Consider the following 24,098-nt stretch of genomic DNA (forward strand, 5'->3'; position numbering starts at 1 on the left):
GAAGCCCGCGACGCGGTCATGCGCGGCAAGTCTCTGAACGATAGCCTTCTTGCCTTTGCAGGTAAGTCAAAGCTGACACCGCAAACGGCGGATCTCGGGCGTTTCGTGCAAGCCTGGGCTCCGTTTGTCCGACGTGCCATTCCCTCGCGAATTAAGATCGAGCTTGGGATCGATGAAGGCATCCCCCCAGTTCTAATAGACGCAGCCATGGCCGAAAGCTGCCTCCTGAACCTGGCGCTGAATGCGCGTGACGCCATTGAGGGTTCAGGCACCATTCGCATTATGCTGAGCGTTATCGAGCGTGAGCATCCCAGTGGGGGCGCCCCTCAGACCTGGGTGTGCCTCTCTGTGGCGGATACAGGTTCCGGTGTCCCGGAGCACTTGCACGAGCAGGTGTTCCAGCCCTTCTTCACGACACGCTCTCCCGGCCAAGGGTCGGGTTTGGGATTGTCCCGTGTCCGGGGTTACCTGGAGCAAATTGGTGGCTTTGTGACGTTGTCCAGCAGAGTCGGAAAAGGCACAACTATTACCATGTTCTTCCCCGTTTCACCGGTCGATACACGGGAAGTCGAAGGCGACGTTCCAGCGATTCCAGCCATCCCGGAGAAACGAAAAAAGGCTCTGGTTATCGATGATACGCCGGCGGTCGCGCGGGTGGTTGCACGAATGCTGGCCTCTTTAGGATGCGATACGCTCATCGCCGCCAACGGCAAAGAAGCCCGAGAAATTATAAATCGTGAGAGTGGACTGGACCTGATGATAAGCGACGTTGTGATGCCCGGAGAGTCCGGGGTGGACCTCGCCTGCGACATTTCTAAGGCGCATCCAGGGATCCGCATCGCCCTCATGTCCGGCTACTCGCAAGAAAAGCTGTCGGCGGGCGAAGGATTGGCTGAGATTGTCTTTCTGGCGAAGCCGGTCAGCCGGGCACAACTCGAGGCATTTATCCTGACTCTCCCGGAACCTATGCCCTAAGGCATGGGGATCGAAGCATTTACGACCTGGGGCTTCGTCAGCAGAATAGGGGCTGCAATCTACCAGGAGCGATGCGCTGAACTTAGTGGACCATTCCGGCGTTCGTTCAAAAACCTGGAGATGACCTATGGCGTCACGTGCGGTCTGGAAGGGTCAGCTGCGCCTGTCCCTCGTTGCCATTCCTGTCGAATTACATGCGGCCACCAAGTCGGGGGCGCGGGTGTCGTTCCGGCAGATCCACGGGCCTTCTGGGAAGCCGGTCAAATATGAAAAGACCGTCGCCGGTATGGGGCCGATCAAGGCCGACGACATCCTGAAAGGTTATGATACCGGGGACGGCGATTACCTGCTGCTGGACCCCGAAGAGATCGACGCGATCAAGCTGGACACCAAGAAGACGTTGGAGCTGGTCCAGTTCGTTGATCAGTCCGAGATCCCGCCGCTGTATTACAACAAGCCCTACTATGTCGTTCCGACCGATGATCTGGCCGAGGATGCCTATCGTGTGTAAGACCGCATGTCTTTTTTCACCGCCCCGCCCATGACGGATCATCCCGTATCTTGATCGTTGGACGGTTGGTGCCGTCCTTTTGCGATGGAGAAAGGCATGCCCGAAGCACAAGCATCGATTTACGTTGGTATAGACGTGTCCAAAGACAAGCTCGCGGTTGCGATCGCCACTGGTGAGCGGCGTGACGAGGTCCTGAGTCTGGGCACGTTCGAGAACACCCCGGGGAGCGTCGACAAGCTTTTGAAAAAGCTTTCGGGGCGGGGAACTGTTTCTGTCTGCTATGAGGCCGGGCCGACAGGATATGGGCTCTACAGGCAGGTGCGGGCCTTTGGCTACGACTGCTGTGTGGTCGCGCCGTCGCTGATCCCGGTGCGCGCTGGCGAACGGGTCAAGACGGACCGGCTGGATGCCATGCGTCTGGCGCGCCTGCTGCGCGCAGGCGAGTTGACGCCTGTGTGGGTTCCTGACGAGACGCATGAATCGATGCGTGATCTGGTCCGGGCGCGGGAAAGTGCGGCGGAGGATCAGCGTCACAAGCGGCAGCTCGTGTCTGCCTTCGTGCTGCGCCACGGACGGACCTATCAGCGGACCAAGCCGTGGACGATGCGATATCGGCGATGGCTGCAAAGTCTGGCCTTTGACCATCCCGCCCATCAGATTGCGCTTCAGGAGATGCTGCAGGCCGAACGAAACGCGACTGAACGACTGGATCGGCTGACCGGGCACATCGAGGCCCTCGTGCCGGAATGGGATCTGGCACCGGCCGTAAATGCGCTCCAGGCCCTGAGAGGTGTCGCTCTGATCAGTGCCGTCACCTTCATGGCCGAGATCGGCGATGTGCGGCGGTTCGAGACACCGGTCAAGCTGATGGCCTATCTGGGGTTAGTGCCGAGCGAATATTCGACGGGCCAGACGACGAGGCGCGGCGGCATCACCCGAGCAGGCAATGCCCGGGTGCGCCACAAACTGATCGAGGGCGCCTGGACCTACCGCCTGCAGGCACGACCAGGCGAGCGAAAGCTCTACATTCTCAAGGAGCAGCCGGCGGAGATTCAGGACATTGCCTGGAAAGCCCAGTCACGTCTTACCGCTCGATATCGAAAGCTGGTTCAGCGCGGAAAGAAGTCGACCGTGGTGACAACGGCCATCGCGCGGGAAATGGCTGCGTTCATGTGGGATATTGCCCGCCGCACCATGCCCGTGCGCTGAACCTGGTCCCACATGCGCCCAATGGCGGGCGCGAGGTCAACGGCAGGGGAATATCCGACACTCGCTTTGTGGCCAGCTTCATGCTGACGCCCGTTGTAAGACAGGAATAGCCCCGAGACGCAAAATCGGTCATGCGGTATCCAGCCCGCGCATCAGAGCTTGTTCACCGACGTCTTCAGACCTCGTGCCCACCCTTGGGCGTCCAGTTTGCAACAAACGCCTCGGCGTCCCTGATTGCATGAAAAAATACTTGAAAAAAGACATCAGAGCGGCGGCTACGCCCCACACGCTTTTAGCTTGCTTGTTGGCTGTCACTGAGAACTGACCCGGCAGCAGTCGGCATTGTCACTGAGAACTGACCCGCCCGGTCGTTATGTGTGCTGGTTCATGCTGGGGTCAATGATGCTGCCTCCTTCCGTTTCTTTTTTGCTGTCTCGGAGCTGGCCTTGAAGCGATAGCTGTCGTTGCCGGTCTCGAGGATGTGGCAGCGATGGGTGAGACGGTCGAGCAAGGCCGTGGTCATCTTGGCATCACCAAAGACCGTGGCCCATTCGCTGAAGCTGAGGTTCGTGGTGATGACGACGCTGGTGCGCTCGTAGAGCTTGCTCAGCAGGTGGAACAGCAGCGCTCCGCCCGAGGCGCTGAAGGGCAGGTATCCGAGCTCGTCAAGGATCACCAATTCGGTCTTCACCAGCGCCTCGGCGATCTTCCCGGCCCGTCCTTGAGCCTTTTCCTGTTCCAGCGCATTCACCAGCTCGACGGTTGAGAAGAAGCGCACGCGTTTGCGGTGGTGCTCGATGGCCTGGACGCCGATGGCGGTCGCGACATGGCTCTTCCCGGTGCCGGGTCCGCCGATCAGCACTACATTCTCGGCCGCGTCCATGAACTCGCACCGATGCAGCTGGCGCACGAGGGCTTCGTTGACCTCACTGGCGCCGAAGTCGAAGCCGGACAGGTCCTTGTAGGCCGGGAAGCGCGCGGCCTTCATGTGATAGGAGATGGAGCGCACCTCGCGTTCGGCCATCTCAGCCTTGAGCAGCTGCGATAGCATCGGCATCGCGGCTTCGAATGCTGGCGCACCTTGCTCCATGAGATCATGCACGGCCTGCGCCATGCCTGGCATCTTCAGGCTGCGCAGCATGATGACGATGGCGGCGCCGGCGGGATCATGACGCATGGCGTGTGCCTCCGGCGTCCAGGGGCCGTCGCAGACCGTCATACCGCGCAACATTCGCCTGTGGTTCCTTGCGCAGAGCCAGAGCTTCTGGCGGGGTCACATCCGGCTGATCTGCGGGCGTGCCGTCCACCAGCCTGCGGAGCAGATTCAGCACATGCGTCTTGGTCGGCACCCCCGCCTCCAGTGCCATTTCCACGGCACAGAGCACGGCCTGTTCATCGTGTTGCAGAACCAGGGACAGGATCTCGACCATCTCGCGATCCCCGCCAGGCTTGCGCAGCATCTGTCCCTGCAACTGGCGGAACGCCTCCGGCATCTCGACGAACGGGGCGCCGTTACGCAGCGCCCCCGGCTTGCGCTGGACCACGGCGAGGTAATGGCGCCAGTCATAAACGACGCGGCCAGGTTGCCGGTGGGACCGTTCGATGATGCGCGCATGCGCGCAGACCACGTGCCCTTCGGCCACGATCACCAGCCGATCGGGGTAGATGTGCAGGCTGACGGGGCGGTTCGCGAAGCTGGCCGGCACAGAGTAGCGATTGCGCTCGAAGGTGATCAGGCAGGTCGGCGACACCCGCTTGCTTTGCTCGACATAGCCATCGAAGGCTGTGGGCAACGGCATCAGCGCAGGCTTCTCGGCTTCCCAGACATCGGCAATGCTGCCAGACAAAGTGCCATGCGCAGTCTCGGCCCACAGAACCTTGCAGCGCTCTTCAAGCCAGTCATTCAGCGCATCGATATCTGAGAAGGCTGGCATCACCTGCCAGAGCCGGTGTCGCGCATCGCGGACGTTCTTCTCGACCTGTCCTTTCTCCCAGCCCGCCGCCGGGTTGCAGAAGTCGGGCTCGAACACATAGTGGCTGGTCATTGCCATGAACCGCGCATTCACATCGCGCTTCTTGCCCACGCCCACGCGATCCACCGCCGTCTTCATGTTGTCGTAGATCCCGCGGCCCGGCACGCCCTCGAAGACCCGGAACGCGTGCCAATGCGCGTCGAACAACATCTCGTGGGTCTGGAGCAGATAGGCCCTGACCAGGAACGCGCGGCTGTGCGACAGCTTGATGTGGGCCACCTGCAACTTGATGCGCTCGCCGCCGACATGGGCCCAGTCCTCGCTCCAGTCGAACTGAAACGCCTCGCCTGGCTGGAACACTAGCGGCACAAATGTCCCGCGATCCGTCGTCTGCTGCGCGCGCTGGCGGTCTCCCTTCCATGCCCGCACAAAGGCTGCGACTCGCTCATACGAGCCGTCATAGCCAAGCTGAACCAGATCAGCGTGCATCTGCTTGGCAGTGCGCCGGTCCTTGCGAGACTTGCGTTGCTCCGTCACCAGCCAGCCTGACAGCTTCTCTGCATACGGGCCCAGCTTGCTTGGCCGCGCCGGAGTCTGGAACCGGGGTTCAACGATCCCCGCCCGCAGATACTTCTTGATGGTGTTGCGAGACAGCCCGGTCCGCCGCGCGATCTCGCGGATGGGCATCTTGTCCCGCAATGCCCAACGTCGAATGACGCTCAAAAATCCCATGTCGATCACTCCGATATCCCCCGACAGATCCTGTCAGAGGCAAGGTTCCACATGGGTCAGTTCTCAGTGACAATTCCGACTGCTGCCGGGTCAGTTCTTAGTGACAGCCAACAATTCTCGAAGCTTCCGGCGGCTATGAGCGACCTGTCATGTCCGCCCTGTCCGAAGCCGGACGGCAGGCGACGTGCGTCAATCCTCGGCAGGCCCGCGAATTTGCTCGCGCTACCGGCCGTCTGGCCAAGAGTGACCGTGTCGATGCGCGGGTCCTGGCCGAGATGGGACGCGCTCTACAGCTGGTTCCGGGGCGCCCACGTTCTGCCGAACGCCAGCGTTTGGCTGACCTTACGGCGCACCGCACCGACATCTCCGCCATGATCGTTGCCGAGAAGAACCGCTTGAGGACAACGCAGGACCAATGGATCCGGCGTAGCATCTCGCAACACATCAAGACCCTGCAAGCCAGCTTGGCGAAAGTCGAAGCAGAGATGGAGGCTGTCATCCAAGAACAGGCCGACTTGCGCGATCAGGCCGTTCGTCTGCGTCAGATCAAGGGGATCGGGCCCGTCGTCTCAGCAACCTTGATCGCGCAACTCCCTGAACTTGGCGATCTGGACCGACGACGTATCGCGGCGCTCGCAGGACTTGCACCACATGCCAATGATTCCGGACATCGACGCGGCAAACGCCGCATATGGGGTGGACGCGGCACGATCAGGAGAACGCTCTATCTGGCAGCACTCACTGCCAGCAGGTTCGACCCGCGGTTCAGGGCGTTCAAAGAGCACCTGCTTGCAGCCGGAAAGGCCAAGAAGCTCGTCATCGTCGCTTGCGCGCGCAAACTCCTGACCGTGCTGAACGCAATGATGCGAACCGGAACAACCTACCAAGGCGCCATCTCCTGAAACACAGTTGCTACTCAGGAGTTGGAGCCTCCGGCAAACCCGGAGCGGTTCACAGTGCCCAATCGTTTCAGTAAATACATGAGATCTGCGAACAGGTGACTATCATGGGTGCTGTCGAACAACGCCCGCCTAGAGCGCAGGCGCTCGGACATTTCGCGGATCTCGAATGGAAGGGGCTTATTAACCATGGTGTCGAGCCTTCACAGGGGGGACCATTAATGCGGCCCCGACGCTCAGCAAGCGTAGCCTCAGAAGGTTTAGAAATGGTTCATCTACTATGCCAATACGTGTCCTTCGGTCGGGGCAGGAAGCTGAGGCTATTGGTGGAAATGAGGTTGGCATGTCTCGCCGGCCCATAGATACGGTTGCCAGAGCAGTTGGTGCCGGCGAAGATCAGACCTCACCGGCGGCTCCGACATGCCAGTCACATCACTTGAGCATGCTATGTCTTGCGAAGGCGCTGATCAGATCAGTACGAGTGACGACGCCGACTAGGGCAAGACCGGTCAGCACGGGAACGGCGTCCACAGCGCCATCCGCCATCAGCGCCAGAAGGGCGCCAAGGGGCGTGTCCGTCGATGCGGCAGGAACGTTGGCTTCCATTATGGACCGGGCCGTATCCTCCGGCAGCATGTCGGCGCCGATAAGGTGGATTTGAAAGATCATTCCCAAGTAGCGCCTGCCGGGGCCCGTGACGGGGATGGAGGTAAAACGATGCCGCCTGAATAGGTCGGCAACCTCCTGGGCGCCAGTGCCGGCGCTAACCGTCACCAGGTCGCGGGACATGATCGTCCCTGCCGTGACAGGTCCAATCCTCTGGGCGGCTGCCTGCAATTCGGCGGCGCCAACCAGCCGTGCCAGATCCCCCGCGCCCAGATTGAAATTCTGGCGATAGCGTTCCAGCAGGCTGTTCAACTCGGCCTCCGACAGCCCCGCCCGCGTGCTTGGTGAGGGGTCCGCGGTCTGATTTACATTCAGGTCGTCGACCTGACGCATAGGATAATGCCGACCCGTAAGCCGGGCATAGATCGTCGCGATCAAAACCAGGAGCACGGTCCCCGTCGCCACAGGCGTCAGCGCAAACCGATAGCCCAGTTCGGCAATCGCGTCGGGGGTCATCGCGGCGGTCATGGCCACGGCGCCTGCGGGTGGATGCAGCGCGCGGCACAGGATCGTCGCGGTGACGGCAAACCCTACGGCCAAGGCGATGCGCAATGCGGGATCTGCGACGTGAAGGCAGACCGCTACCCCGATCAGCGCCGCGACCGTATTGCCGACGATTGCGGCCCAAGGTTGCGCCAACGGGCTGTTCGGCACGGCAAACAGAAGGACCGCGCTGGCCCCGAAGGGGGCGATCATGTAGAGGCCCAGCTGGCTGTCGACAGCAGGCGACAGCACGAAGAGGCCCACAATGACGAGGCCCACCAGCGCGCCGATGCCAGCACGGACCGCCTCGGGCAGCGGCGTCGAGGCGACCGACGGACTCAACGCCCGTAACGCAATGGAGAGAGGGGGTGGCACTGGGATGTTCCGATCCGATCGCACGATTGGTGATCATTATGCCGATGACTTGGGCAGATGACAGGAGAGGGATAGCGAAAGCGCGGGGCTAGGAACGATCCTGAACCACGAAGAGATGCGCAAACGCACCCGGCACTCGTGCCACATCCGATATGCGGCAGGTGTCCAGAACGCCCATAAACGCTTCTCTGGCCTCAGAGATGACAGCAGGCAATCCGCAGCCTTGGGCGATACGGCAGGTGCTGCAATCCACCAAGGGGTCATCGCCTTCGGTGTGCCGGACAATCTGGCCGATGGTGATTTCGGTCGCCGGACGCGCCAACTGCAGCCCACCCTGTCTGCCCCTGGTGGACCGGATGAACCCCGCGCCCCCCAGGTCCTGAACGATCTTCATCAGGTGGTTTTGGGAAATGTCATGGGCCTCGGCGATCTGGCGGATCGATACCATCCTGCCATCGCTGGCCGCGAGGTATATCAGCGCACGCAGGGCATAGTCAGTGTAGCGGCTCAATTTCATAGCAATTTTATAGAAGTATTTCCTTTGCATGTATAGGGCTATATAGATGCATTGTTAATGCATGTTTAGGAGAATCACATGGCCCGCCCGTTGTCCCCGCAGACCATCACGGTCGTGAAGGCCACCGTTCCCGCACTGGAACAGTACGGGCCGTTGATCACCGAGACTATGTACCGGCGTCTGTTCCGTGACGATCATATCGCTGCCCTGTTCAACCAGGCGAACCAGCAAAAGGGCACGCAGCGGCTGGCTTTGGCGCAGGCCGTTCTGGCCTATGCCCGCAACATCGAGAATCTACCGGCTCTGGGTGCGGCAGTCGAACGGATCGCGCAGAAGCATATCGGCTATGCGATCCTGCCCGAGCATTATCCCTTTGTCGGCGAGGCTCTTCTGGGCGCCATTGAAGAGGTTCTAGGCGACGCTGCGACGCCCGAGATCCTGGCGGCTTGGGGCGAGGCCTATTGGTTCCTGGCGGATCTGCTGATCGCGCGGGAGGCCACGATCCGTGCGAGCATCGCGGCACAGCGTGGCGGCTGGACTGACTGGCGCCGCTTTAGGGTCGCCGAACGGCAGGTCGAGGCCGAGGGGATCGTCTCCTTCTTGCTGCGCCCCGAGGATGGCTGCCCCGTGGTTACTCACCGCCCCGGCCAATATCTGACGCTGCGCTTTGACGCGGCCGGACTGCCCGGGGTCAAGCGCAACTATTCGATCTCCAGTACGCCGGGCGATGAGAGCTATCGCATCACCGTCAAGCGTGAGGCGGACGGAGAGGCGTCCACCTTCCTGCATGACCATGCGCCGGTGGGGACGGTCCTGGAAACCACGCCGCCCGCTGGTGATTTTCACCTGGCGGACAATCCGCCGCGGCCCGTTGTCCTGCTGTCGGGCGGGGTCGGCCTGACGCCCCTGGTCAGCATGCTGGAACTCCTGGCCCGGCAGCATCGGGATGTTCCGGTTCATTACGTCCACGGAACACGCAGTCCTGCACATCACGCGCTGGCCCGGCAAGTGCAGGATGCCGCGGATCGTCACGGGAATATCGTGGTCAGCACGTTCTATGAAAGCGGCGCAGATATTTCGGCCCATCCCGGGCGGATCAGCATGGATTGGCTGCGAATCAACGTCCCGCTGACTGAGGCCGACATTTATCTATGCGGCCCGCGCCCGTTTCTTCGCTACTTCGTCGCGGGCTTGAGGGAAGCGGGCGTTCCTGCCGACCGGATCCACTACGAGTTCTTCGGTCCAGCTGATGAGCAGCTTGCGGCCTGATAAGCGTGCACGACAGAGGGGGAGATATCTGCCATGAAAATTGAGTTCGAAGGTGACAAACCCATTGTCGATGCCGCGCAGATTGCACCGCTGATGGATCTAGATGTGATCGGCTTTCAGGTCCTGATGCAATCGGGCCACATTCGGACCGGGGTCGAGCGGGGCACCGGCGTTGATGCAGGCAAGCTGCGCCTGACGTTTCAGTCACCAGATTGGCGCGTCAGGCTGACCTCTACCGGTGATGGTGCTGTCCTGACAACGACACGACTGAAAATGAGACAGCGCGTCATTACGGGGGATGTATCGCACGGACGTCAAAATTCCGAATACTGAGCGCGCAATTTTGCTTCGAATGCCGCTGCAAAAGTGACTGCGCATATGGATCGAGCCATCGCGCTTGAAGTCACTGAAGACCCTTCATTGCGTAAGACAGTCCTGCAGCGTTCCCCGGCGCAACGGGCTGATTTTTTATGCAACTGTAACTGTGCCACCCGAACCGAGGCTTGCGTGGCTGTCGTCGAAGCTCACCGAACTTGATTCGGGCGATTTGCAGAACATATCGCGAGATTGGCATCGCGCGACCTGAGGAGTAAGCATGAGCTATCATCGGGTCCGGTCCGGGAAGAACACATCATGGGCGAAGAGATCTGGCTCACCATTCGCAGCGAATTTTCAGACGTCCCGGATCTGTCCACCTTAACGCGGATTACGGTGCGCCTGATACTTGCTGCCGTCCTGGGTGGAGTTCTTGGATACGAACGAGAGCTGAAAGGCAGAAGCGCGGGGGTTCGTACTCATATGCTCGTCGCCGTGGGCGCCGCACTGTTTGTCCTGGGACCTTTACAGAGTGGAATGGAGATCGGTGACATGTCTCGCGTCCTGCAGGGGATCGTACAGGGAATTGGCTTTATCGGGGCCGGTGCGATCATGGTTCGGTCGTCGATGCATCAGATCGAGGGACTCACCACGGCGGCGAACATTTGGGCCACGGCGGGAATAGGCGTCATGGCAGGACTTGGGCTGGAAGCGACTGCCGTCTTGTCGGCCGTTATCGTCCTGATCATCCTTGCAGCGGTTCCAGTTGTTCTGCCGAAACAAGCAACGGCACGTCGCGACGAATATGACCGATGACACGACTCCGGAGAGCACAATTCACAAGGCGAACTAGATCTGCGCTGGTCAGTGCCAGCCGCACCGCTTCACGCCGAAACTTCGGCGTCGGTCTGTTCCCGTTTCCAATAGAACACCTCCTGGTTCCTCAGTTAATGCTCTCCACTTTTCCCGGGCAAGTCCAGACTCCCGGCTCAGCATCGCGAGTGAAGCTTGCGATCATTCCGGCCAGGCCCTCGGACCGATGGCGGGCCGGCCCTCACTATTGCAGCTCTGACAGCGTGCGTGGTCGTGGCGCTTCCATGGCGAACCTGGCCCATAATGCTTCCTTCCATTCCTGAGAAAGGATCGCACCATCAAACCGTGGGATCGAACACCTAAGAAACCGGCGGGAGCTTAACTGGACGGCTTCAGGCTAATCGCAAGCCTTCCGATAGGAACCTCCAGTGTGCATTAAAGCGTTCATGCCCATGCGGTGACACATTTGTGTCCGCTTGAGAGCAGGCATGGTCTGCTAAATTCCAGCACTGGAGGCCGGCGTGGCTCAAAACAATCTTGATGGTGGTAGCAGCAGCCCCGGGACATCAACTCCTGCACGTTTCACCCTAAGCGAATGGAAAGAGATCCTGCTCCGGGTCAAAAGCGAAATCGCGACGGACCATATCTCAGTCGTTTCGGCGGGCATCGCTTTCTACGCGCTGCTTTCTATCTTTCCCGCGATCGCGGCGCTCATCTCCATTGCGGGGCTGGTATTGGACCCGGCCGATATTGCAAGCCAGTTGGGCACGGCCGTTGCCATGCTGCCGGAAAGTGCCGGTGCGATTTTGCAAGAGCAGGTCGTGAAAGTCACTGAGGGTGATGAGACTGGGACCGGCTTGGTGGCTCTGTTCGGTATTGCCATCGCCCTTTATGGCGCGATGAAGGGGGTCCTTACCCTGATGGAGGGCCTGAACATTGCCTATGATGAGGAAGAAACACGAGGACTGGTCAAGCAATATCTGACCGCATTTGTCATCACCCTGTGTGCCATCGTCGGCCTTGCCGCAGGTATCGCGGTATTGATCGTCCTTCCCGCTGTCATCGCATTCATGTCGTTTCCGCCGGTCGTGGAGACAGTGGCAAATTGGCTAAGATGGCCGCTTATGGGCGTGTTGACGATGCTGGCTTTGGCAGGGATGTACCGCTTCGGTCCCTCACGGGCAGATCCAAAATGGCGGTGGGTCAGCGTTGGCGCAATCGTCGCAACGCTCTTATGGGTCCTGGGGACGGGTGCGTTCTCGCTCTATGTGCAGAACTTCGATGATTACACCGAGACTTATGGCGCTCTGGGCGGCGTTATCATCCTGCTGACTTGGATGTGGCTGTCGGCCTTCATCGTGCTGAGCGGTGCCGAGCTGAATGCGGAAATCGAACAGCAGACTTCGGAGGACACCACGACCGGCGCACCTGAACCCATGGGTGAGCGGGACGCAGTCAAGGCGGATACCCCTCCTCCCGGAAAATCGGAACAGCCGTTGCGGAACAAGCGGTCGGGAGATCGGGACATTAACACTTCGAACGCCTCCTCAGGCACGTCGCCGACATCGCCCGGGGCGGACCTCACTCTGGCTCTTATCCTGGCAGGAAATGGCGTCTGGAAACTCATCCGAAGAGGGTCTCGCAGAGACAAGGGTTAACATTTATGGCCCTGCCGCTTTCGGAACGAACCATGGAGGGAATGGTTAATGAGGACCACGAAGGAGAGCGATGGTGCAGGATCAGGACCGGCAGACAATCCCGCTCGTTGAAGAGCGGCTGACTGTCACAAAGCAGAAAAGAGTGACGGATCGCGTCAGGGTTTCGACCATGACCGAAACAGTGGACAGTCTCGTGCCCATCGATTTTGCTGACGTCGAGGTGGACGTGGTCCGTGTTCCGGTCGAGCGGATCATAGATACCGTCCCTGCCATCGTGACCGAAGGTGATCTGACGATCATCCCGGTTGTTGAGGAGCGGATCGTTGTTACCAGACAGCTGGTCCTGCGCGAAGAGATCCATATCCGCCGGACAGAACGCCAGGAAACCGCGGACATCCCGGTCTCCATCAGGCGTCAGCGCGCCACGATAGAACATCTTGGTCCTCAGGATGAGAACCAAGCCATCAGCGAAGAGGAAACTCACGATGACCTATGACAACGAAGCTGGAACGTCCAATGGCAGCATGTCCGTTTCTGCCATGTTCGACACGAATGCCGATGCGCAGAGCGCAGTGACGCGCCTTGAGGGGCTCGGTATCTCGCGCGGTCAGATCAAGACTGTTGACGGTGCCACTCAAGCAACTGGGCAGCGGACATCCTCGGACGAAGACAGAGGATTCTGGGATAGCCTGAGTGACTTCTTTTTCCCCGATGAGGACCGTTATACCTACGCTGAAGGGCTTTCGCGTGGTGGTGTCCTCGTCACTGTGACAGGTCTGACTGCAGCGCACTACGATCGTGTCCTTGATATTCTCGACGACGAGGGAACTGTCGATCTGGCCGAGCGCGAAGAAAGCTGGCGTTCGGAAGGGTGGGGCGGTTACGAGGCAAGCCCTTATGCTGCAGGGACCACCACTTCGCAGGCTGGAATGGCGTCCGGCAGCGGCCATACCAATGCCGCATTCATGGCTGGGGACGAGAGCATCCCGGTCGTCGAGGAGCAATTGCGGATTGGCAAGCGTGATACCAGCCACGGTCGGGTTCGCGTCCGGGCATACACTGTGGAAGAGCCCGTCAGTGAAACCGTGAACCTACGCGAGGACCGCGTGGAACTGGAGCGGCGGCCCGTAGACCGTGTGGTCACGGATACCGACGCTGACACCGCATTCCGGGATCGGACCGTGGAAGCCGAAGAATACATCGAGGAGGCGGTCGTCTCGAAAGAAGCGCGCGTGGTCGAGGAGATCAGCCTGCGTAAGACCAGCGATACCCGTCAGGAAACCGTAACTGACAGTGTCCGTCACACGGAAGTCGAAATCGAAGACGAGCGTGATGATACACCTCGAACGCCTCGCTGACCCATACCTCAAGGTCTCGGCCGCATCGTTACACGATGCGGCCGAATACATGTTGCAGAAGCAGACGAGCCCTACTCTTCCATGCTTAAGTATGAGGGCTTTTCCAGTCCTCTGAGCGGGCAACCAGCGCTGGCGATCTTGGGTTCTAGCTGACGCTTTCGCCAACTCCGCACAGAGGGCCAAATCGGTTCTTTGATCAGCGTCAACGCAGCGTTCGGTAGTGGACGTCTTTTCTGTCTTCATTCGGCTGCGCGGGGCAGCATCCTCACCAATGCGAACCCGGGCACGAAATGCCAGACCGTCCCCGGAATGTTGTTTTGTCCAGCGGAGGAACGTCTAAAGCCGACACCCCGAGAGGGTGGCTCGGTTCGGACGTTCAGGATGAGGTTAGGACTTTCCAAGCCAGCAAAACTGCGCTGGCCGAGAGACCGACCGCGGCTGCTACCAAGGCCAAGTGGAACAGGCTGACTGCCAGGCGCTTGATCCGGTTCCGGCGCTGTGCCCGCTTCAGTTCTTGCAGGCGCGGCCCGAGCAGAACTCTGAGGCGGTCGAGAAAATCGTCCAGCGCCTTAACGCCGGGCAGCCAGACGGAGCGGCCGCTCGCACTCAGGACCTGCATTTGCTGATGGGCTTCGTGGAGGCGATTGATCAGATCGCCGACCTCCGGATAGCCTCGGCCGTGGCGGACAATAAGGATGCGGGTCTTGCAACGTGGAAAGTCCTCGAGGACACGACGGGAGAACTCTATACTCGAATTCGAAGCAAAGCGGATCAGCAGTCGGCTGCCGGGATCGCCATGCAACTCGATAGAGATGTTCCACAGCGACAGGCGGAGATCATAGTCTTCCGACAGGGCAGCGCGGATGTGTTCGTAAAGCCGCTGTCGTGCCATGTCATCCTGTGCTTGCCTCTTGCGACGACGCTCGTCCACCAAAGCGTATTTCTCGAGAGGATCAACCGGAAGCGCCTTATCGGTGCGCATGGCGTCGGAGATCCGTGGTTCGAACATGGGCGCACCTTCGCTGTTGCTGCTTCATGCCGAGTCTCCACGGGAATCACTAGACCGCTATCGGAAAAGTACTTCAAGCTTTCTGCATTTCAGAATTGACGCGCGTGCCACTCTCTCTGGACCATACACTGACGCCCGCCCTGCCACTGGCTGCCGCGCGCCAAGAAGGAAAGTCGGTTACGCGGCCACGGCTGAGGTGTCCTTCAGAGCAAACAGAGCGTGGAATTGCTGCCCTTCATCCCCTCAACGGCCTCGCGCAGGATAAGGCATGGATAGAACCAAATGCGTGAGAGCGAACACTCGTGGCCGAAGCCGTTGCCGCAATGCGACTACCTGTAATCACGATGGCTGAAACGGCGTCTTTGGGTCGGCCTGGTGAGAATGCGTACAGCAGCGAAGGCCACTCCACCGATAACAAGCGCGGCCGCGGCACGCATTCGGCCGGGGTGCCATGTGGTGACACTGCCGCGTGCCTTATCGCCGAAGCGCCCCTCGGCGCCGTAGTCGATCGAGACATCCAGCGGATGGAACAGATTGTCGGGCCGGTCCGTGGCCGGCTCGTTGGTCTGCTGGCCGTCATAGCCTTCGGATGCGAGTACCCTGTCCACCACCGCTGGCAAGGCCGCATCGCCCAAAATTGCCTTGACCGCCGACGCCGCTAGCCAGACCTCCCGCGGGGCGTCCATGGCGGCTTGGTAGATCGCTTCTGCGACCGGCTGTGGGGTGTGGATCGGTGGGACAGGCTGCGCACGCTGTGGCATCTTGCTGCGCGCCCAATCAAACTGCGGTGTGTTGACAGCGGGCAGGTGGACCTCGGTCACTCGGATACGGCTTTTCTCGTGCAGTAACTCGGTGCGGAGGGAATCAAAAAAACCGCGCGTCGCGAATTTGGCCCCACAATAGGGCGCCTGCAGCGGGATGCCCCGATAGGCCAGGGCCGAACCGACCGACAGGATCGTCCCGCACCCCTGCCGCCGCATATGCCGCAAGGCAGCCTGTGTGCCAAAAACCTGACCAAGATAGGTGACCTCGGTTACGCGACGGAATTCATCCGGGGTCACCTGAGAGACCGGGGCCAACACCGTCGCCATCGCCGCGTTGATCCAAAGATCGATCCGGCCCCATTCAGCCATGACCCTATCCGCCGCGCGATCCATCGCTGCAGCATCGGCGACATCCGCTTGCAACACAAGCGCACGCGCGCCGTGGGACACGACCTCGCGCCGGGCCCCTTCGAGGCCCGCTTGGCCGCGTGCAATCAGGCCCACCGACCATCCTCGGGCCGCAAAAGCGCGTACCACGGCGCGACCGACCCCGGCCGATGCTCCAGTAACGACAACGATCTTGCTTGCCATAGCGGCCCCCTCTGCTCGCAATTGCAAATTGAACCCCTGCGCACGCGGCCGCGTTCCCCATGTCGCAGCAGAAGGGGTGAAACGCATGGATCTGAGCCGCACGGCGGATGTCTGGTGGAAGAACGCGGTCATCTATTGCCTCGATGTTGAGACATTCCAAGACAGCAACGGCGACGGTATAGGTGATTTCAACGGGCTGACGCAGCGGATCGATCACCTTGCAGGCCTTGGCGTCACCTGCATCTGGCTGATGCCTTTCTACCCGACACCGAACCAGGATGACGGCTACGACATCACCGACTATTACAACGTCGACCCCCGGCTAGGCACCCTTGGGGATGTTGCCGTCTTCCTGCGGACAGCACAGGACCGGGGCATTCGGGTTATAACCGACCTCGTTGTAAACCACACCTCGGACCAGCATCCTTGGTTTCAGTCGGCACTCAGCGACCGCACCGCGCCTTACCGCGACTGGTACGTCTGGCGCGACGAGATCCCGCCACACGGGCCGACCGATCTCGTCTTTCCCGATGCGGAGAACAGCAACTGGGAATGGCACGAAGAAACGAAACAGTACTATCTCCACCGCTTCTACCGTCATCAGCCTGATGTGAACATTGGCAATCCGGCCGTGCGTGAAGAGATCCGCAAGATTGTCGGCTTCTGGCTCCAGCTTGGATTTTCAGGCTTTCGCATTGATGCCGTCCCCTATTTGCTGGAAACTCATGGGGTTGATGCCCGTCAGGAGCTTGAGCCGCATGACTGGCTGCGTGATCTTCGAAGCTTCGTGATGCGCCGTTGCGGGGATGCGCTACTGCTGGGCGAGGTAAACCTCCCCTACCAGCAAGTTCGGCGCTTCTACGGTGACGAAGGTGGGGGTGAACTGAACATGTGCCTCGACTTTAACATGAACCAGGCACTTGCTTTGGCTTTGGTCCGCGAAGATGCTGGGGCGCTGGTCCATTGCCTGCGCGCCATGCCCGAGCTGCACCCTGATGATGGGTGGGCGCATTTCGCCCGTAACCACGACGAATGGTCGCTGGACAAGCTGACCGAAGCCGAGCGCCAAGAGGTTTTCCGCGCCTTCGGACCCAAGGAGGACATGCAGTTGTTCGGCCGCGGCCTCCGCCGGCGCATTCCGGCTATGCTGAAAGGTAATCAGGACCACATCCGGCTTGTCTATACGTTGATCTTCGCGCTGCCCGGCGCACCCGTCATGTTCTACGGCGAAGAGATCGGGATGGCCGAGAACCTCGACATTCCCGGCCGCATGAGCGTCCGCAGCCCGATGCAATGGACGGATGGGCCGAATGGCGGCTTCTCCGAGGCCAAGATGGCCTCGCGCGCCGTGGTCACGGGCAAGTGGGGGCCGAAAGCCGTGAATGTTGCGGCACAGGAGCATCAGCCGGACTCACTTCTGAACTGGACGGAACGCCTGATCCGGCGCCGGCGCGAAACTCCGGAAATCGCTTTTGGAAGCTGGAGTTTCATTCCCTTCCCCGACGCCGGCATCTTTGCACTGCGTTATGAATGGGAGGACCGTACGGTGCTTCTGTTGCACAATCTGAGGGGAAAGCCCTGCTCTTCGGAATGCAGGCCTGAAGGGATTGAAGCCTGGGGCACGCTGAAGTGTATTTTCGGCGACGGCAGCTTTGAAACCGCCCGTAACGGCGCCCTGTGCATCACGCTACCGGCGCACGGGGCAATGTGGTTGCGCGTGCAGAAGAAAAAGACTGTCGGAGCAGAGTAATTGCCTCGATTGTACACAAGCAGCGCAGTGCAGGAGATCGGAACAGATCATGGTCACCACGATGTCGGCGCTTGGGATTAGCCACAAGGTTGCGGTTTTCGCCGGGAAACACGGAGGCGCGGCATTTGCACAGCTCGGCCAACAGCGCCTCGCCGCGCAGTGCGCGCGATTCCGCGGTACTGTACCACCTACGCCACGTCTCAAAAGTGATCACAAGACTGGGTCGGCACTGCTGTGTTGGAGCCACGCGACTTCAACTGCCGCCCACGCTGCCCGAGCTGCTTCATCCGGGCCAATGATCCTCCAGAGGTTGATCAGGTTATCCTGGACCCGTCACGGACCCGGACGGAAGCGTTGGCGTTCCTCTCTCGCCGCACTGATGCAGGCAATGTGAGGAGTACACCATGACCGAGGCAACACTGACAATGGAAGACGGGCCGCAGATGACCGGTGAAATTGTCGATGCCGGGGGCGACTACATCCGCATGCGCTGCACCACCGAGATGTCGCAGGATCAGCTTGGCCAGTACAGCGAAGGGCAGATCGACATTGATGGTAAGAGCGAGCGGGTGCTGCTGGAAAGCGCGATGCCGACGCCAGACGATGAAGAGGTGTTCGAACTGACCATGCGGCGCATGGCACCGTCCGCCTGATACGACGAACGTCCCCGTCAGAGCAGGTCGTGATGCTGGACGCCTCGATGCAGATGGAACGTTGCAGCAGCAGTACCATAATCAGGAGCAATAGATGGCGAATGCAATTTTGACACTCGGCGATCTCACGGCGATCGAAGGGACAGCTGATCCCGCAGGGGACACCATTCGCTTTACGCCAAGCTCCGCTATTGACGCAGAGAAGCTTACGTCTGGCATCACCGGGCATCTGAAGATCAATGGTATTGAGGAACCGGTCAAGCTGGACAGCGCGGGTCCGGCGTACATCAACGGAACTGGCACTTTGATGAGCCTGCGTAAGATTAGGCGAACCACGTAAAACGACGAGCGCATACGAGGAAGGTTCCTGGCAGGGGCGCGTCTACAGGAAGGTTGAGCCACCCCCCGGGGGGATCATTGGTCCGTTCCGAATGTGTTTATTCTGCCGCTCGCGCCTGGCAGACAGCGGCGCTAGCGCTCTTGGCACCGGTCAGGGATTCCTCGTCAGGAACCTCGTCGCGAGCTTAGCGTTGGCAGTCACGCGGTGTTGCGTCAATCCCGTGACAGACCCCCAAAAAAACCGAAGGCGAGGAGGCCATCATGATCACTCTGACCGTGAACGGAATGGAGCACAGTTTTGATGGCGATCCTGAGATGCCGCTGCTGTGGTATCTGCGCGACGAGCTGGGTCTGACCGGCACCAAATTCGGCTGTGGCATAGCGCAATGCGGCGCCTGCACGATCCATCTGGACGGCTATGCGACTTTTGCCTGCATCACCCCAATCTCGATCGCCGACGGGTCCGAGGTGCGCACCATCGAAGGCCTGACTGAGAAGGGCGACCATCCCGTTCAGGTGGCATGGCGCGATCTGAACGTGTCGCAGTGCGGCTACTGTCAGGCTGGGCAGATCATGCAGGCCGCAGCGCTGGTAGATTCCACCCCTGACTTGACCGATGAGGATATCGACACGGTGATGAGCGCGAACCTCTGCCGGTGTGGTACTTATCCGCGGATTCGCGCTGCCATCAAACAAGCCGCAGAGGCGAGGACCGAATGATGTCGAACAATCCTGTCGCCGTCGCGCGCATCGCGAATGTGAGCCGCCGATCCATACTACTGGGGCTAAGCGCTGGCAGCCTCGTCCTCGCTGTCGGTCTTCCTACCTTGAGTCGCGCGCAGGATGCGCCAGTCGAGTTCGGCGCCGATGCCATGCCGAATGGCTGGCGCGACGATCCGAACGTCTTCGTGTCGATCGCAGATGATGGCATCGTCACCGTGACTGTCCATCGGTCTGAGATGGGGCAGGGTGTGCGGACCTCAATCGCTATGGTCGTGGCCGATGAGCTGGAAGCTGAGTGGGACATGGTCCGCGTAACCCAGGCCCCCGGGAACGAGCCGCGCTATGGCAACCAGGATACAGACGGGTCGCGCAGCCTGCGCCATTTCTTCGACCCGATGCGTCGGGCCGGGGCCTCGGCCAGGACGATGCTGGAACAGGCTGCCGCCGATGCGTGGAACGTGCCTCTGTCCGAAGTGAGGGCCGAAGGCCATGTCGTGCGGCATGCCGGGTCGGACCGCACGATGAGCTATGGAAAGCTGGCCACCGCTGCCGCCGCCCTACCGGTCCCTGACCGCGAGGGTCTGCGACTGAAGGATCCGGCCACATTCCGCTATGTCGGCAAGGCCGATATCGGGCTGGTCGACAATGACGACATCACCCGCGGCACCACGACCTATGGGATCGATGTGCGCCGCGAGGGGATGCTGTACGCCGTCATCGCCCGCCCGCCGGTCTTTGGCGGTCGCGTCGTCAGTGTCGACGACAGCGCCGCATTGCAGGTGGCCGGGGTTGAGCGCGTTGTGCGCTTGGATCCACCTACCATTCCTGCGGAATTCCAGCCGCTTGGCGGCATCGCGGTCATCGCGCGCAACACCTGGGCCGCGATCAAGGGGCGCGAGGCGCTAGTCATCGAGTGGGAGGACGGTCCCCATGCCGCGTATTCTTCTGAGGATTTCGAGGCAGAGCTTGAAGCGGCCGTGCAGACCGACGACGGCAAGCTGATCCTGAACCGGGGCGATGTCGGTGCCGCGTTGGCCGAGGCATCGACCCGCATCGTCGCGGAGTACTACATTCCCCATCTGGCCCAAGCTCCAATGGAGCCGCCCGCAGCCGTTGCCGATGTTCATGACGGATCTTGCGAGGTCTGGGCCTGCGTGCAGGCGCCCCAGGTCACCCGCCTTCGTCTGGCGCAGCGGATGGAACTGCCTGAGGAGGACGTGACCGTCAACGTTACCCTGCTGGGCGGCGGTTTCGGCCGCAAGTCCAAGCCGGACTTTGTGCTGGAGGCCGCAATCCTCAGCCGTGAGGTGGGCGCCCCGGTCAAGCTGACATGGACGCGTGAGGACGACCTGCAGCACAGCTATTACCACACCGTTTCAGTCGAGCGGCTGGAGGCGGGGCTGGATGCCCAAGGCAAGGCCGTGGCTTGGCTACATCGCACCGCAGCCCCCACGATCGGGTCGATCTTCGCCCCCGATCCCAGGCAGAAGCTGCCCTTCGAGTTGGGCATGGGTCTCACCAATATGCCCCTCGACATTCCCAACGTTCGGGCAGAAAACCCGCAGGCCCCGGCCCATACACGCATCGGCTGGTACCGGTCGGTGTCCAACATTCCTCATGCCTTTGCGATTCAGTCCTTCATCGCCGAACTGGCAGAGGCGACGGGACGCGATCCCTTGGAATACTTGCTTGAAGTGATCGGTCCCGCCCGGCTGATCGACCCGAGCGAGATCGGTGACGTTTGGAATTATGGCGAGAGCCCTGAACGCTATCCCATCGACACCGGGCGGCTGCGTAAGGTGACCGAAACCGTGGCCGAAGCCATCGGATGGGGGCGCCAGTTGCCCGTGGGCAGCGGCCTTGGGCTGGCCGCGCATTACAGCTTTGTCAGCCATGTCGCGGTGGCGACCGAAGTCGAGGTCGTGAACGGCGAGGTCCACATTCCGCGCGTCGAGATCGCCATCGACTGCGGCGCCCATGTCAATCCGGATCGCATTCGCTCGCAAATGGAAGGCGCGGTCATCATGGGTGTGGGTCAGGCGCTGACGACCGAGATCACCTTCCAGGACGGGCGACCGCAGCAAGGCAATTTCGACAGCTATCTGATCCCTCGTATGGAAACCGCACCGCGAGAGATCAACGTGCATCTGGTCTCCTCGGGCGGCTACGACCAGCCCTTGGGGGGTGTCGGAGAACCGGGCCTGCCGCCCATCGCCCCTTCCATCGCCAACGCAATTTTTGCCGCAACTGGCACCCGCATACGCCGCCTGCCGGTGGCTGATCAACTTCGCAGCTGAGGACCCGTTCATGACTTTGAAACACATCATTCTGGCCGCAGGCCTTGCGGTGTTCGCGGGTCCTGCGTTAGCGGATTGCGCCGACCGGATCACTTTTCTTGAAGACGTGTTGGATGACGCGGCACGTCTGGCCATCTCTGCCTCGTCAGGCGGGCAAGGCGTTGCGGGTGCACGCGAGGCCCAAGCTATGACTAAGGAGGACAGTGAAGGTCCCGTCCCTTATCAGAACAGGTCGGCAGAAACCGAGGCCGTAGAGCAGACACAGCAAGTCGGCGATGGCGGAGACGCTCTGATGGAGGCGCGGGCCCTGCTGGGTGAGGCCCGTGTCCTGGCCGAGGGCGGCAACGAAAGCGCATGCTCAACGCAGGTCCACGATATTTTAGTCGGCCTTATTCAGGCTCACTAGCTGTTCAGTCCCGGCATCTGGTGGATCGGGTCTAGGATGAATTTGTCTGGCTCGGATCTCCAGATCATGCAGATGTATTCGTAAGGCGTGAGGGCCAGCCATGGTCCGCCATTGGTCCGAGGACCATGGCTGGCGAGGGTCTTGAGCCGGCGCGCAAAATTGTAAGCGGCCATGAAGTCGGTGAGATGGGTGCGGAGCTGGTCGTGGTCGTCGTAATGGAAGCGCTTGACCGTCGCGTCCTTGATCGTGCGGTTCATCCCCTCGACTTGGCCGTTGCTTGGGAAAACAGTCCCCCGGACTGTTTTCTGATCCTCGCAACTCCAAGGGTGGTTTGGCTTCGTGAGGCGATGCTCAATACCGCTCGACCCTCTCCTCGAACCGATGGCGGACACGGTCTCGCTCTTACAAATCATGTCGAAGCGCATGGGCCGGGAATAAATGGTGTTGCAATTTCATGGCTGCTTGGGCCGAACTGAATGCCCCTCGCTATCGGGCTTGAACCGATGGCGCCCTCTGGCTCAATCGGTGAGAATGGTATGGACCTGATACGGCACGGCTTCGAGCATGTGCTGCAGGAATTCCCAAGCCGTCTTCCTGTCGGCCTTCTCGACCGACTGGGTCACGGCAAAGTTGCTTGTGCGGTCAACGCCAACGAACAGAAACAGTTTGCCCTCAGCAGTCTGCACCTCGGCGATGTCGAAATGGAAAAAGCCTATGGGGTAGCGTCTAAACTTCTGCCGCTTCGGCTTGTCGCCCTCCACATCGGGCAACCGGGAAATGCCGTGTCGCTGCAGGCACCGATGCAGCGCTGAGCGTGTCAGATGCGGGATGGATGGCTGGAGGGCATAGAGGCAATCGTCCAACGGCAGCAGCGTGTGCCGCCGGAAAGCGACGATGGTCGCCTCTTCGGCCTCGGTCAAGATCGTCGAACGCGGTTCTCTTGGCCCCGTTTTGAGATCCTCAACCGTCTGGCGCTTGCGCCATTTCGTAACCGTCTTCGGGTTGATCCCCAGATCCCGGCTCAACATCGCGAGCGAAGCTTGCGATCGTTCGGGCCAAGGCCCTCGGACCGATGGCGGGCCGGCCCTCATTATTGCAGCTCTGATGGCGTGCGTGGTCGTGGCGCTTCCGTGACGAACCTGGCCCATAATGCTTCATTCCATGCCTGGGAAAGGATCGCACCATCAAATCATGGGATCAAACATCTAGTGCAGCTCTCATACGCCCGTGGACTGGGTAATCCTCCCCATGGTTAAGGGGGTTTATTCGTAGAATTTTCTCGTAGCGTGAGCTGAGGAGATTCGAATGAGAAAGACCCGATTTACCGAGCCGCAGATCATGGCTGTGCTGCGCCAGGCCGAAGGCGGTGTTGCGGTGCCGGAGCTGTGCCGAGAGCATGGGATCAGCAGCGCGAGCTTTTACAAATGGCGGGCGAAGTATGGCGGTATGGATGCGTCCATGATGAGCCAGATGAAGGCGCTGGAGGATGAGAACCGGCGGCTCAAGCGCATGTTCGCGGACCTGAGCATGCAGGCAGACCTGCTCAAGGAAGCTTTGGGAAAAAGTGACGCGGCCAGCTCAACGCCGCGAGTTGGCCGCGAGGGCGGTGGCGACGAAGGGGGTCAGCATTGCGCTGGCCTGCCGCACATTTGGGGTCAGCGAGACCTGCTTTCGTTACGCTTTGGGAAAAAGTGACGCGGCCAGCTCAACGCCGCGAGTTGGCCGCGAGGGCGGTGGCGACGAAGGGGGTCAGCATTGCGCTGGCCTGCCGCACATTTGGGGTCAGCGAGACCTGCTTTCGTTACAGCCCGAA

The 24,098-nt window shown here is 60.6% G+C and carries 22 protein-coding genes and 3 pseudogenes; 18 read left to right on the forward strand and 7 right to left on the reverse strand.

Annotation, left to right across the window (positions count from 1 at the left end; all coding sequences use genetic code 11):
- The 3 genes from FA740_RS17655 to FA740_RS17665 form a co-directional block, all read left to right on the forward strand.
- The coding region (locus FA740_RS17655; RefSeq protein WP_136858150.1) for an ATP-binding protein at positions 1-975 on the forward strand (975 nt) is incomplete at its 5' end.
- 127 nt (positions 976-1,102) lie between these two features.
- Positions 1,103-1,486, forward strand: a complete 384-nt coding sequence (locus FA740_RS17660; RefSeq protein WP_136858151.1) for a Ku protein — start codon at positions 1,103-1,105, stop codon at positions 1,484-1,486.
- A gap of 96 nt (positions 1,487-1,582) precedes the next feature.
- The gene (locus tag FA740_RS17665) at positions 1,583-2,695 is read left to right on the forward strand and encodes an IS110 family RNA-guided transposase (protein ID WP_136858152.1); all 1,113 of its coding nucleotides are present in this window, start codon (positions 1,583-1,585) and stop codon (positions 2,693-2,695) included.
- A 385-nt stretch (positions 2,696-3,080) separates the two neighbouring features.
- On the opposite strand, the gene istB is transcribed toward FA740_RS17665, so the two are convergent.
- Both istB and istA read right to left on the reverse strand, forming a co-directional pair.
- Positions 3,081-3,872: an IS21-like element helper ATPase IstB gene (gene istB / locus FA740_RS17670; protein ID WP_136858153.1), complete on the reverse strand. Its 792-nt coding sequence runs from the start codon at positions 3,870-3,872 to the stop codon at positions 3,081-3,083.
- Positions 3,862-5,400, reverse strand: coding sequence for an IS21 family transposase (gene istA / locus FA740_RS17675; RefSeq protein ID WP_136858169.1), 1,539 nt, complete (start codon positions 5,398-5,400; stop codon positions 3,862-3,864). Before istA ends, istB begins: the two co-directional genes overlap by 11 nt.
- A gap of 113 nt (positions 5,401-5,513) precedes the next feature.
- Between istA and FA740_RS17680 the strand changes: the two genes are divergently transcribed.
- A complete protein-coding gene (locus tag FA740_RS17680; RefSeq protein WP_277355210.1) occupies positions 5,514-6,302 on the forward strand; it encodes an IS110 family RNA-guided transposase in 789 nt (262 codons plus the stop codon).
- A gap of 429 nt (positions 6,303-6,731) precedes the next feature.
- Here FA740_RS17680 and FA740_RS17685 read toward each other — a convergent pair whose 3' ends face one another.
- Both FA740_RS17685 and FA740_RS17690 read right to left on the reverse strand, forming a co-directional pair.
- Positions 6,732-7,790 carry an HPP family protein gene (locus tag FA740_RS17685; RefSeq protein WP_246053715.1) on the reverse strand — a complete coding sequence of 353 codons (1,059 nt, stop codon included), beginning with the start codon at positions 7,788-7,790 and terminating at the stop codon, positions 6,732-6,734.
- Between the two features lie 121 nt (positions 7,791-7,911).
- A complete protein-coding gene (locus FA740_RS17690; RefSeq protein ID WP_136858155.1) occupies positions 7,912-8,340 on the reverse strand; it encodes an RrF2 family transcriptional regulator in 429 nt (142 codons plus the stop codon).
- A gap of 78 nt (positions 8,341-8,418) precedes the next feature.
- Between FA740_RS17690 and hmpA the strand changes: the two genes are divergently transcribed.
- The 6 genes from hmpA to FA740_RS17720 all read left to right on the forward strand — a co-directional run bounded on the left by hmpA (position 8,419) and on the right by FA740_RS17720 (position 13,753).
- A complete protein-coding gene (gene hmpA, locus FA740_RS17695) occupies positions 8,419-9,609 on the forward strand; it encodes an NO-inducible flavohemoprotein (RefSeq protein WP_136858156.1) in 1,191 nt (396 codons plus the stop codon).
- Between the two features lie 33 nt (positions 9,610-9,642).
- On the forward strand, positions 9,643-9,942 hold the full coding sequence (locus tag FA740_RS17700; protein ID WP_136858157.1) for a DUF6522 family protein: 300 nt from the start codon (positions 9,643-9,645) through the stop codon (positions 9,940-9,942).
- A gap of 300 nt (positions 9,943-10,242) precedes the next feature.
- Entirely contained in the window at positions 10,243-10,740 is a 498-nt protein-coding gene (locus FA740_RS17705) for an MgtC/SapB family protein (RefSeq protein ID WP_136858158.1), read from the forward strand.
- A gap of 518 nt (positions 10,741-11,258) precedes the next feature.
- Positions 11,259-12,395, forward strand: coding sequence for a YihY/virulence factor BrkB family protein (locus FA740_RS17710; protein ID WP_136858159.1), 1,137 nt, complete (start codon positions 11,259-11,261; stop codon positions 12,393-12,395).
- A gap of 70 nt (positions 12,396-12,465) precedes the next feature.
- Positions 12,466-12,891 carry a YsnF/AvaK domain-containing protein gene (locus tag FA740_RS17715; RefSeq protein WP_136858160.1) on the forward strand — a complete coding sequence of 142 codons (426 nt, stop codon included), beginning with the start codon at positions 12,466-12,468 and terminating at the stop codon, positions 12,889-12,891.
- On the forward strand, positions 12,881-13,753 hold the full coding sequence (locus tag FA740_RS17720) for a YsnF/AvaK domain-containing protein (protein ID WP_136858161.1): 873 nt from the start codon (positions 12,881-12,883) through the stop codon (positions 13,751-13,753). The genes FA740_RS17715 and FA740_RS17720 overlap by 11 nt, the downstream gene beginning before the upstream one ends.
- A 376-nt stretch (positions 13,754-14,129) precedes the next feature.
- On the opposite strand, the gene FA740_RS17725 is transcribed toward FA740_RS17720, so the two are convergent.
- Together FA740_RS17725 and FA740_RS17730 are read right to left on the reverse strand one after the other, a co-directional pair.
- On the reverse strand, positions 14,130-14,762 hold the full coding sequence (locus FA740_RS17725; RefSeq protein WP_136858162.1) for a hypothetical protein: 633 nt from the start codon (positions 14,760-14,762) through the stop codon (positions 14,130-14,132).
- A gap of 329 nt (positions 14,763-15,091) precedes the next feature.
- Positions 15,092-16,117 (reverse strand): SDR family oxidoreductase, encoded by a 1,026-nt coding sequence (locus FA740_RS17730; RefSeq protein WP_136858163.1) that lies wholly within the window; start codon positions 16,115-16,117, stop codon positions 15,092-15,094.
- 85 nt (positions 16,118-16,202) lie between these two features.
- Between FA740_RS17730 and FA740_RS17735 the strand changes: the two genes are divergently transcribed.
- From FA740_RS17735 to FA740_RS17760, 6 genes are all read left to right on the forward strand, one after another.
- The gene (locus tag FA740_RS17735) at positions 16,203-17,867 is read left to right on the forward strand and encodes an alpha-amylase family protein (protein WP_136858164.1); all 1,665 of its coding nucleotides are present in this window, start codon (positions 16,203-16,205) and stop codon (positions 17,865-17,867) included.
- Positions 17,868-18,271: 404 nt separating this feature from the next.
- Entirely contained in the window at positions 18,272-18,520 is a 249-nt protein-coding gene (locus tag FA740_RS17740) for a hypothetical protein (protein ID WP_136858165.1), read from the forward strand.
- Positions 18,521-18,614: 94 nt separating this feature from the next.
- Positions 18,615-18,860 (forward strand): hypothetical protein, encoded by a 246-nt coding sequence (locus FA740_RS17745; RefSeq protein ID WP_136858166.1) that lies wholly within the window; start codon positions 18,615-18,617, stop codon positions 18,858-18,860.
- Between the two features lie 260 nt (positions 18,861-19,120).
- Positions 19,121-19,579: a (2Fe-2S)-binding protein gene (locus tag FA740_RS17750; protein ID WP_136858167.1), complete on the forward strand. Its 459-nt coding sequence runs from the start codon at positions 19,121-19,123 to the stop codon at positions 19,577-19,579.
- Positions 19,576-21,879 (forward strand): xanthine dehydrogenase family protein molybdopterin-binding subunit, encoded by a 2,304-nt coding sequence (locus FA740_RS17755; protein ID WP_136858171.1) that lies wholly within the window; start codon positions 19,576-19,578, stop codon positions 21,877-21,879. The genes FA740_RS17750 and FA740_RS17755 overlap by 4 nt, the downstream gene beginning before the upstream one ends.
- 10 nt (positions 21,880-21,889) lie before the next feature.
- Positions 21,890-22,285, forward strand: coding sequence for a hypothetical protein (locus FA740_RS17760; RefSeq protein WP_136858168.1), 396 nt, complete (start codon positions 21,890-21,892; stop codon positions 22,283-22,285).
- Here the strand turns inward: FA740_RS17760 and FA740_RS17765 are convergent.
- Positions 22,282-23,433, reverse strand: a pseudogene (locus tag FA740_RS17765) (transposase family protein). The gene FA740_RS17760 and the pseudogene FA740_RS17765 overlap by 4 nt on opposite strands.
- Before the next feature lie 157 nt (positions 23,434-23,590).
- Here FA740_RS17765 and FA740_RS17770 point away from each other — a divergent pair.
- Positions 23,591-23,966, forward strand: a pseudogene (locus FA740_RS17770) (transposase); the annotation flags it as partial.
- Positions 23,965-24,098, forward strand: a pseudogene (locus FA740_RS17775) (IS3 family transposase); the annotation flags it as partial. The pseudogenes FA740_RS17770 and FA740_RS17775, both read left to right, overlap by 2 nt.

The organism is Paracoccus hibiscisoli, assembly GCF_005048265.1.
Lineage (GTDB): Bacteria > Pseudomonadota > Alphaproteobacteria > Rhodobacterales > Rhodobacteraceae > Paracoccus > Paracoccus hibiscisoli.

Bases quoted from the DNA above. Each gene is read 5' to 3' on its own strand.
- FA740_RS17660 (WP_136858151.1), top strand. From the start codon at position 1,103: ATGGCGTCACGTGCGGTCTGGAAGGGTCAGCTGCGCCTGTCCCTCGTT.
- FA740_RS17665 (WP_136858152.1), top strand. From the start codon at position 1,583: ATGCCCGAAGCACAAGCATCGATTTACGTTGGTATAGACGTGTCCAAA.
- istB (WP_136858153.1), bottom strand. From the start codon at position 3,872: ATGCGTCATGATCCCGCCGGCGCCGCCATCGTCATCATGCTGCGCAGC.
- istA (WP_136858169.1), bottom strand. From the start codon at position 5,400: ATGGGATTTTTGAGCGTCATTCGACGTTGGGCATTGCGGGACAAGATG.
- FA740_RS17690 (WP_136858155.1), bottom strand. From the start codon at position 8,340: ATGAAATTGAGCCGCTACACTGACTATGCCCTGCGTGCGCTGATATAC.
- hmpA (WP_136858156.1), top strand. From the start codon at position 8,419: ATGGCCCGCCCGTTGTCCCCGCAGACCATCACGGTCGTGAAGGCCACC.
- FA740_RS17700 (WP_136858157.1), top strand. From the start codon at position 9,643: ATGAAAATTGAGTTCGAAGGTGACAAACCCATTGTCGATGCCGCGCAG.
- FA740_RS17705 (WP_136858158.1), top strand. From the start codon at position 10,243: ATGGGCGAAGAGATCTGGCTCACCATTCGCAGCGAATTTTCAGACGTC.
- FA740_RS17715 (WP_136858160.1), top strand. From the start codon at position 12,466: ATGGTGCAGGATCAGGACCGGCAGACAATCCCGCTCGTTGAAGAGCGG.
- FA740_RS17720 (WP_136858161.1), top strand. From the start codon at position 12,881: ATGACCTATGACAACGAAGCTGGAACGTCCAATGGCAGCATGTCCGTT.
- FA740_RS17725 (WP_136858162.1), bottom strand. From the start codon at position 14,762: ATGTTCGAACCACGGATCTCCGACGCCATGCGCACCGATAAGGCGCTT.
- FA740_RS17730 (WP_136858163.1), bottom strand. From the start codon at position 16,117: ATGGCAAGCAAGATCGTTGTCGTTACTGGAGCATCGGCCGGGGTCGGT.
- FA740_RS17735 (WP_136858164.1), top strand. From the start codon at position 16,203: ATGGATCTGAGCCGCACGGCGGATGTCTGGTGGAAGAACGCGGTCATC.
- FA740_RS17740 (WP_136858165.1), top strand. From the start codon at position 18,272: ATGACCGAGGCAACACTGACAATGGAAGACGGGCCGCAGATGACCGGT.
- FA740_RS17745 (WP_136858166.1), top strand. From the start codon at position 18,615: ATGGCGAATGCAATTTTGACACTCGGCGATCTCACGGCGATCGAAGGG.
- FA740_RS17750 (WP_136858167.1), top strand. From the start codon at position 19,121: ATGATCACTCTGACCGTGAACGGAATGGAGCACAGTTTTGATGGCGAT.
- FA740_RS17755 (WP_136858171.1), top strand. From the start codon at position 19,576: ATGATGTCGAACAATCCTGTCGCCGTCGCGCGCATCGCGAATGTGAGC.
- FA740_RS17760 (WP_136858168.1), top strand. From the start codon at position 21,890: ATGACTTTGAAACACATCATTCTGGCCGCAGGCCTTGCGGTGTTCGCG.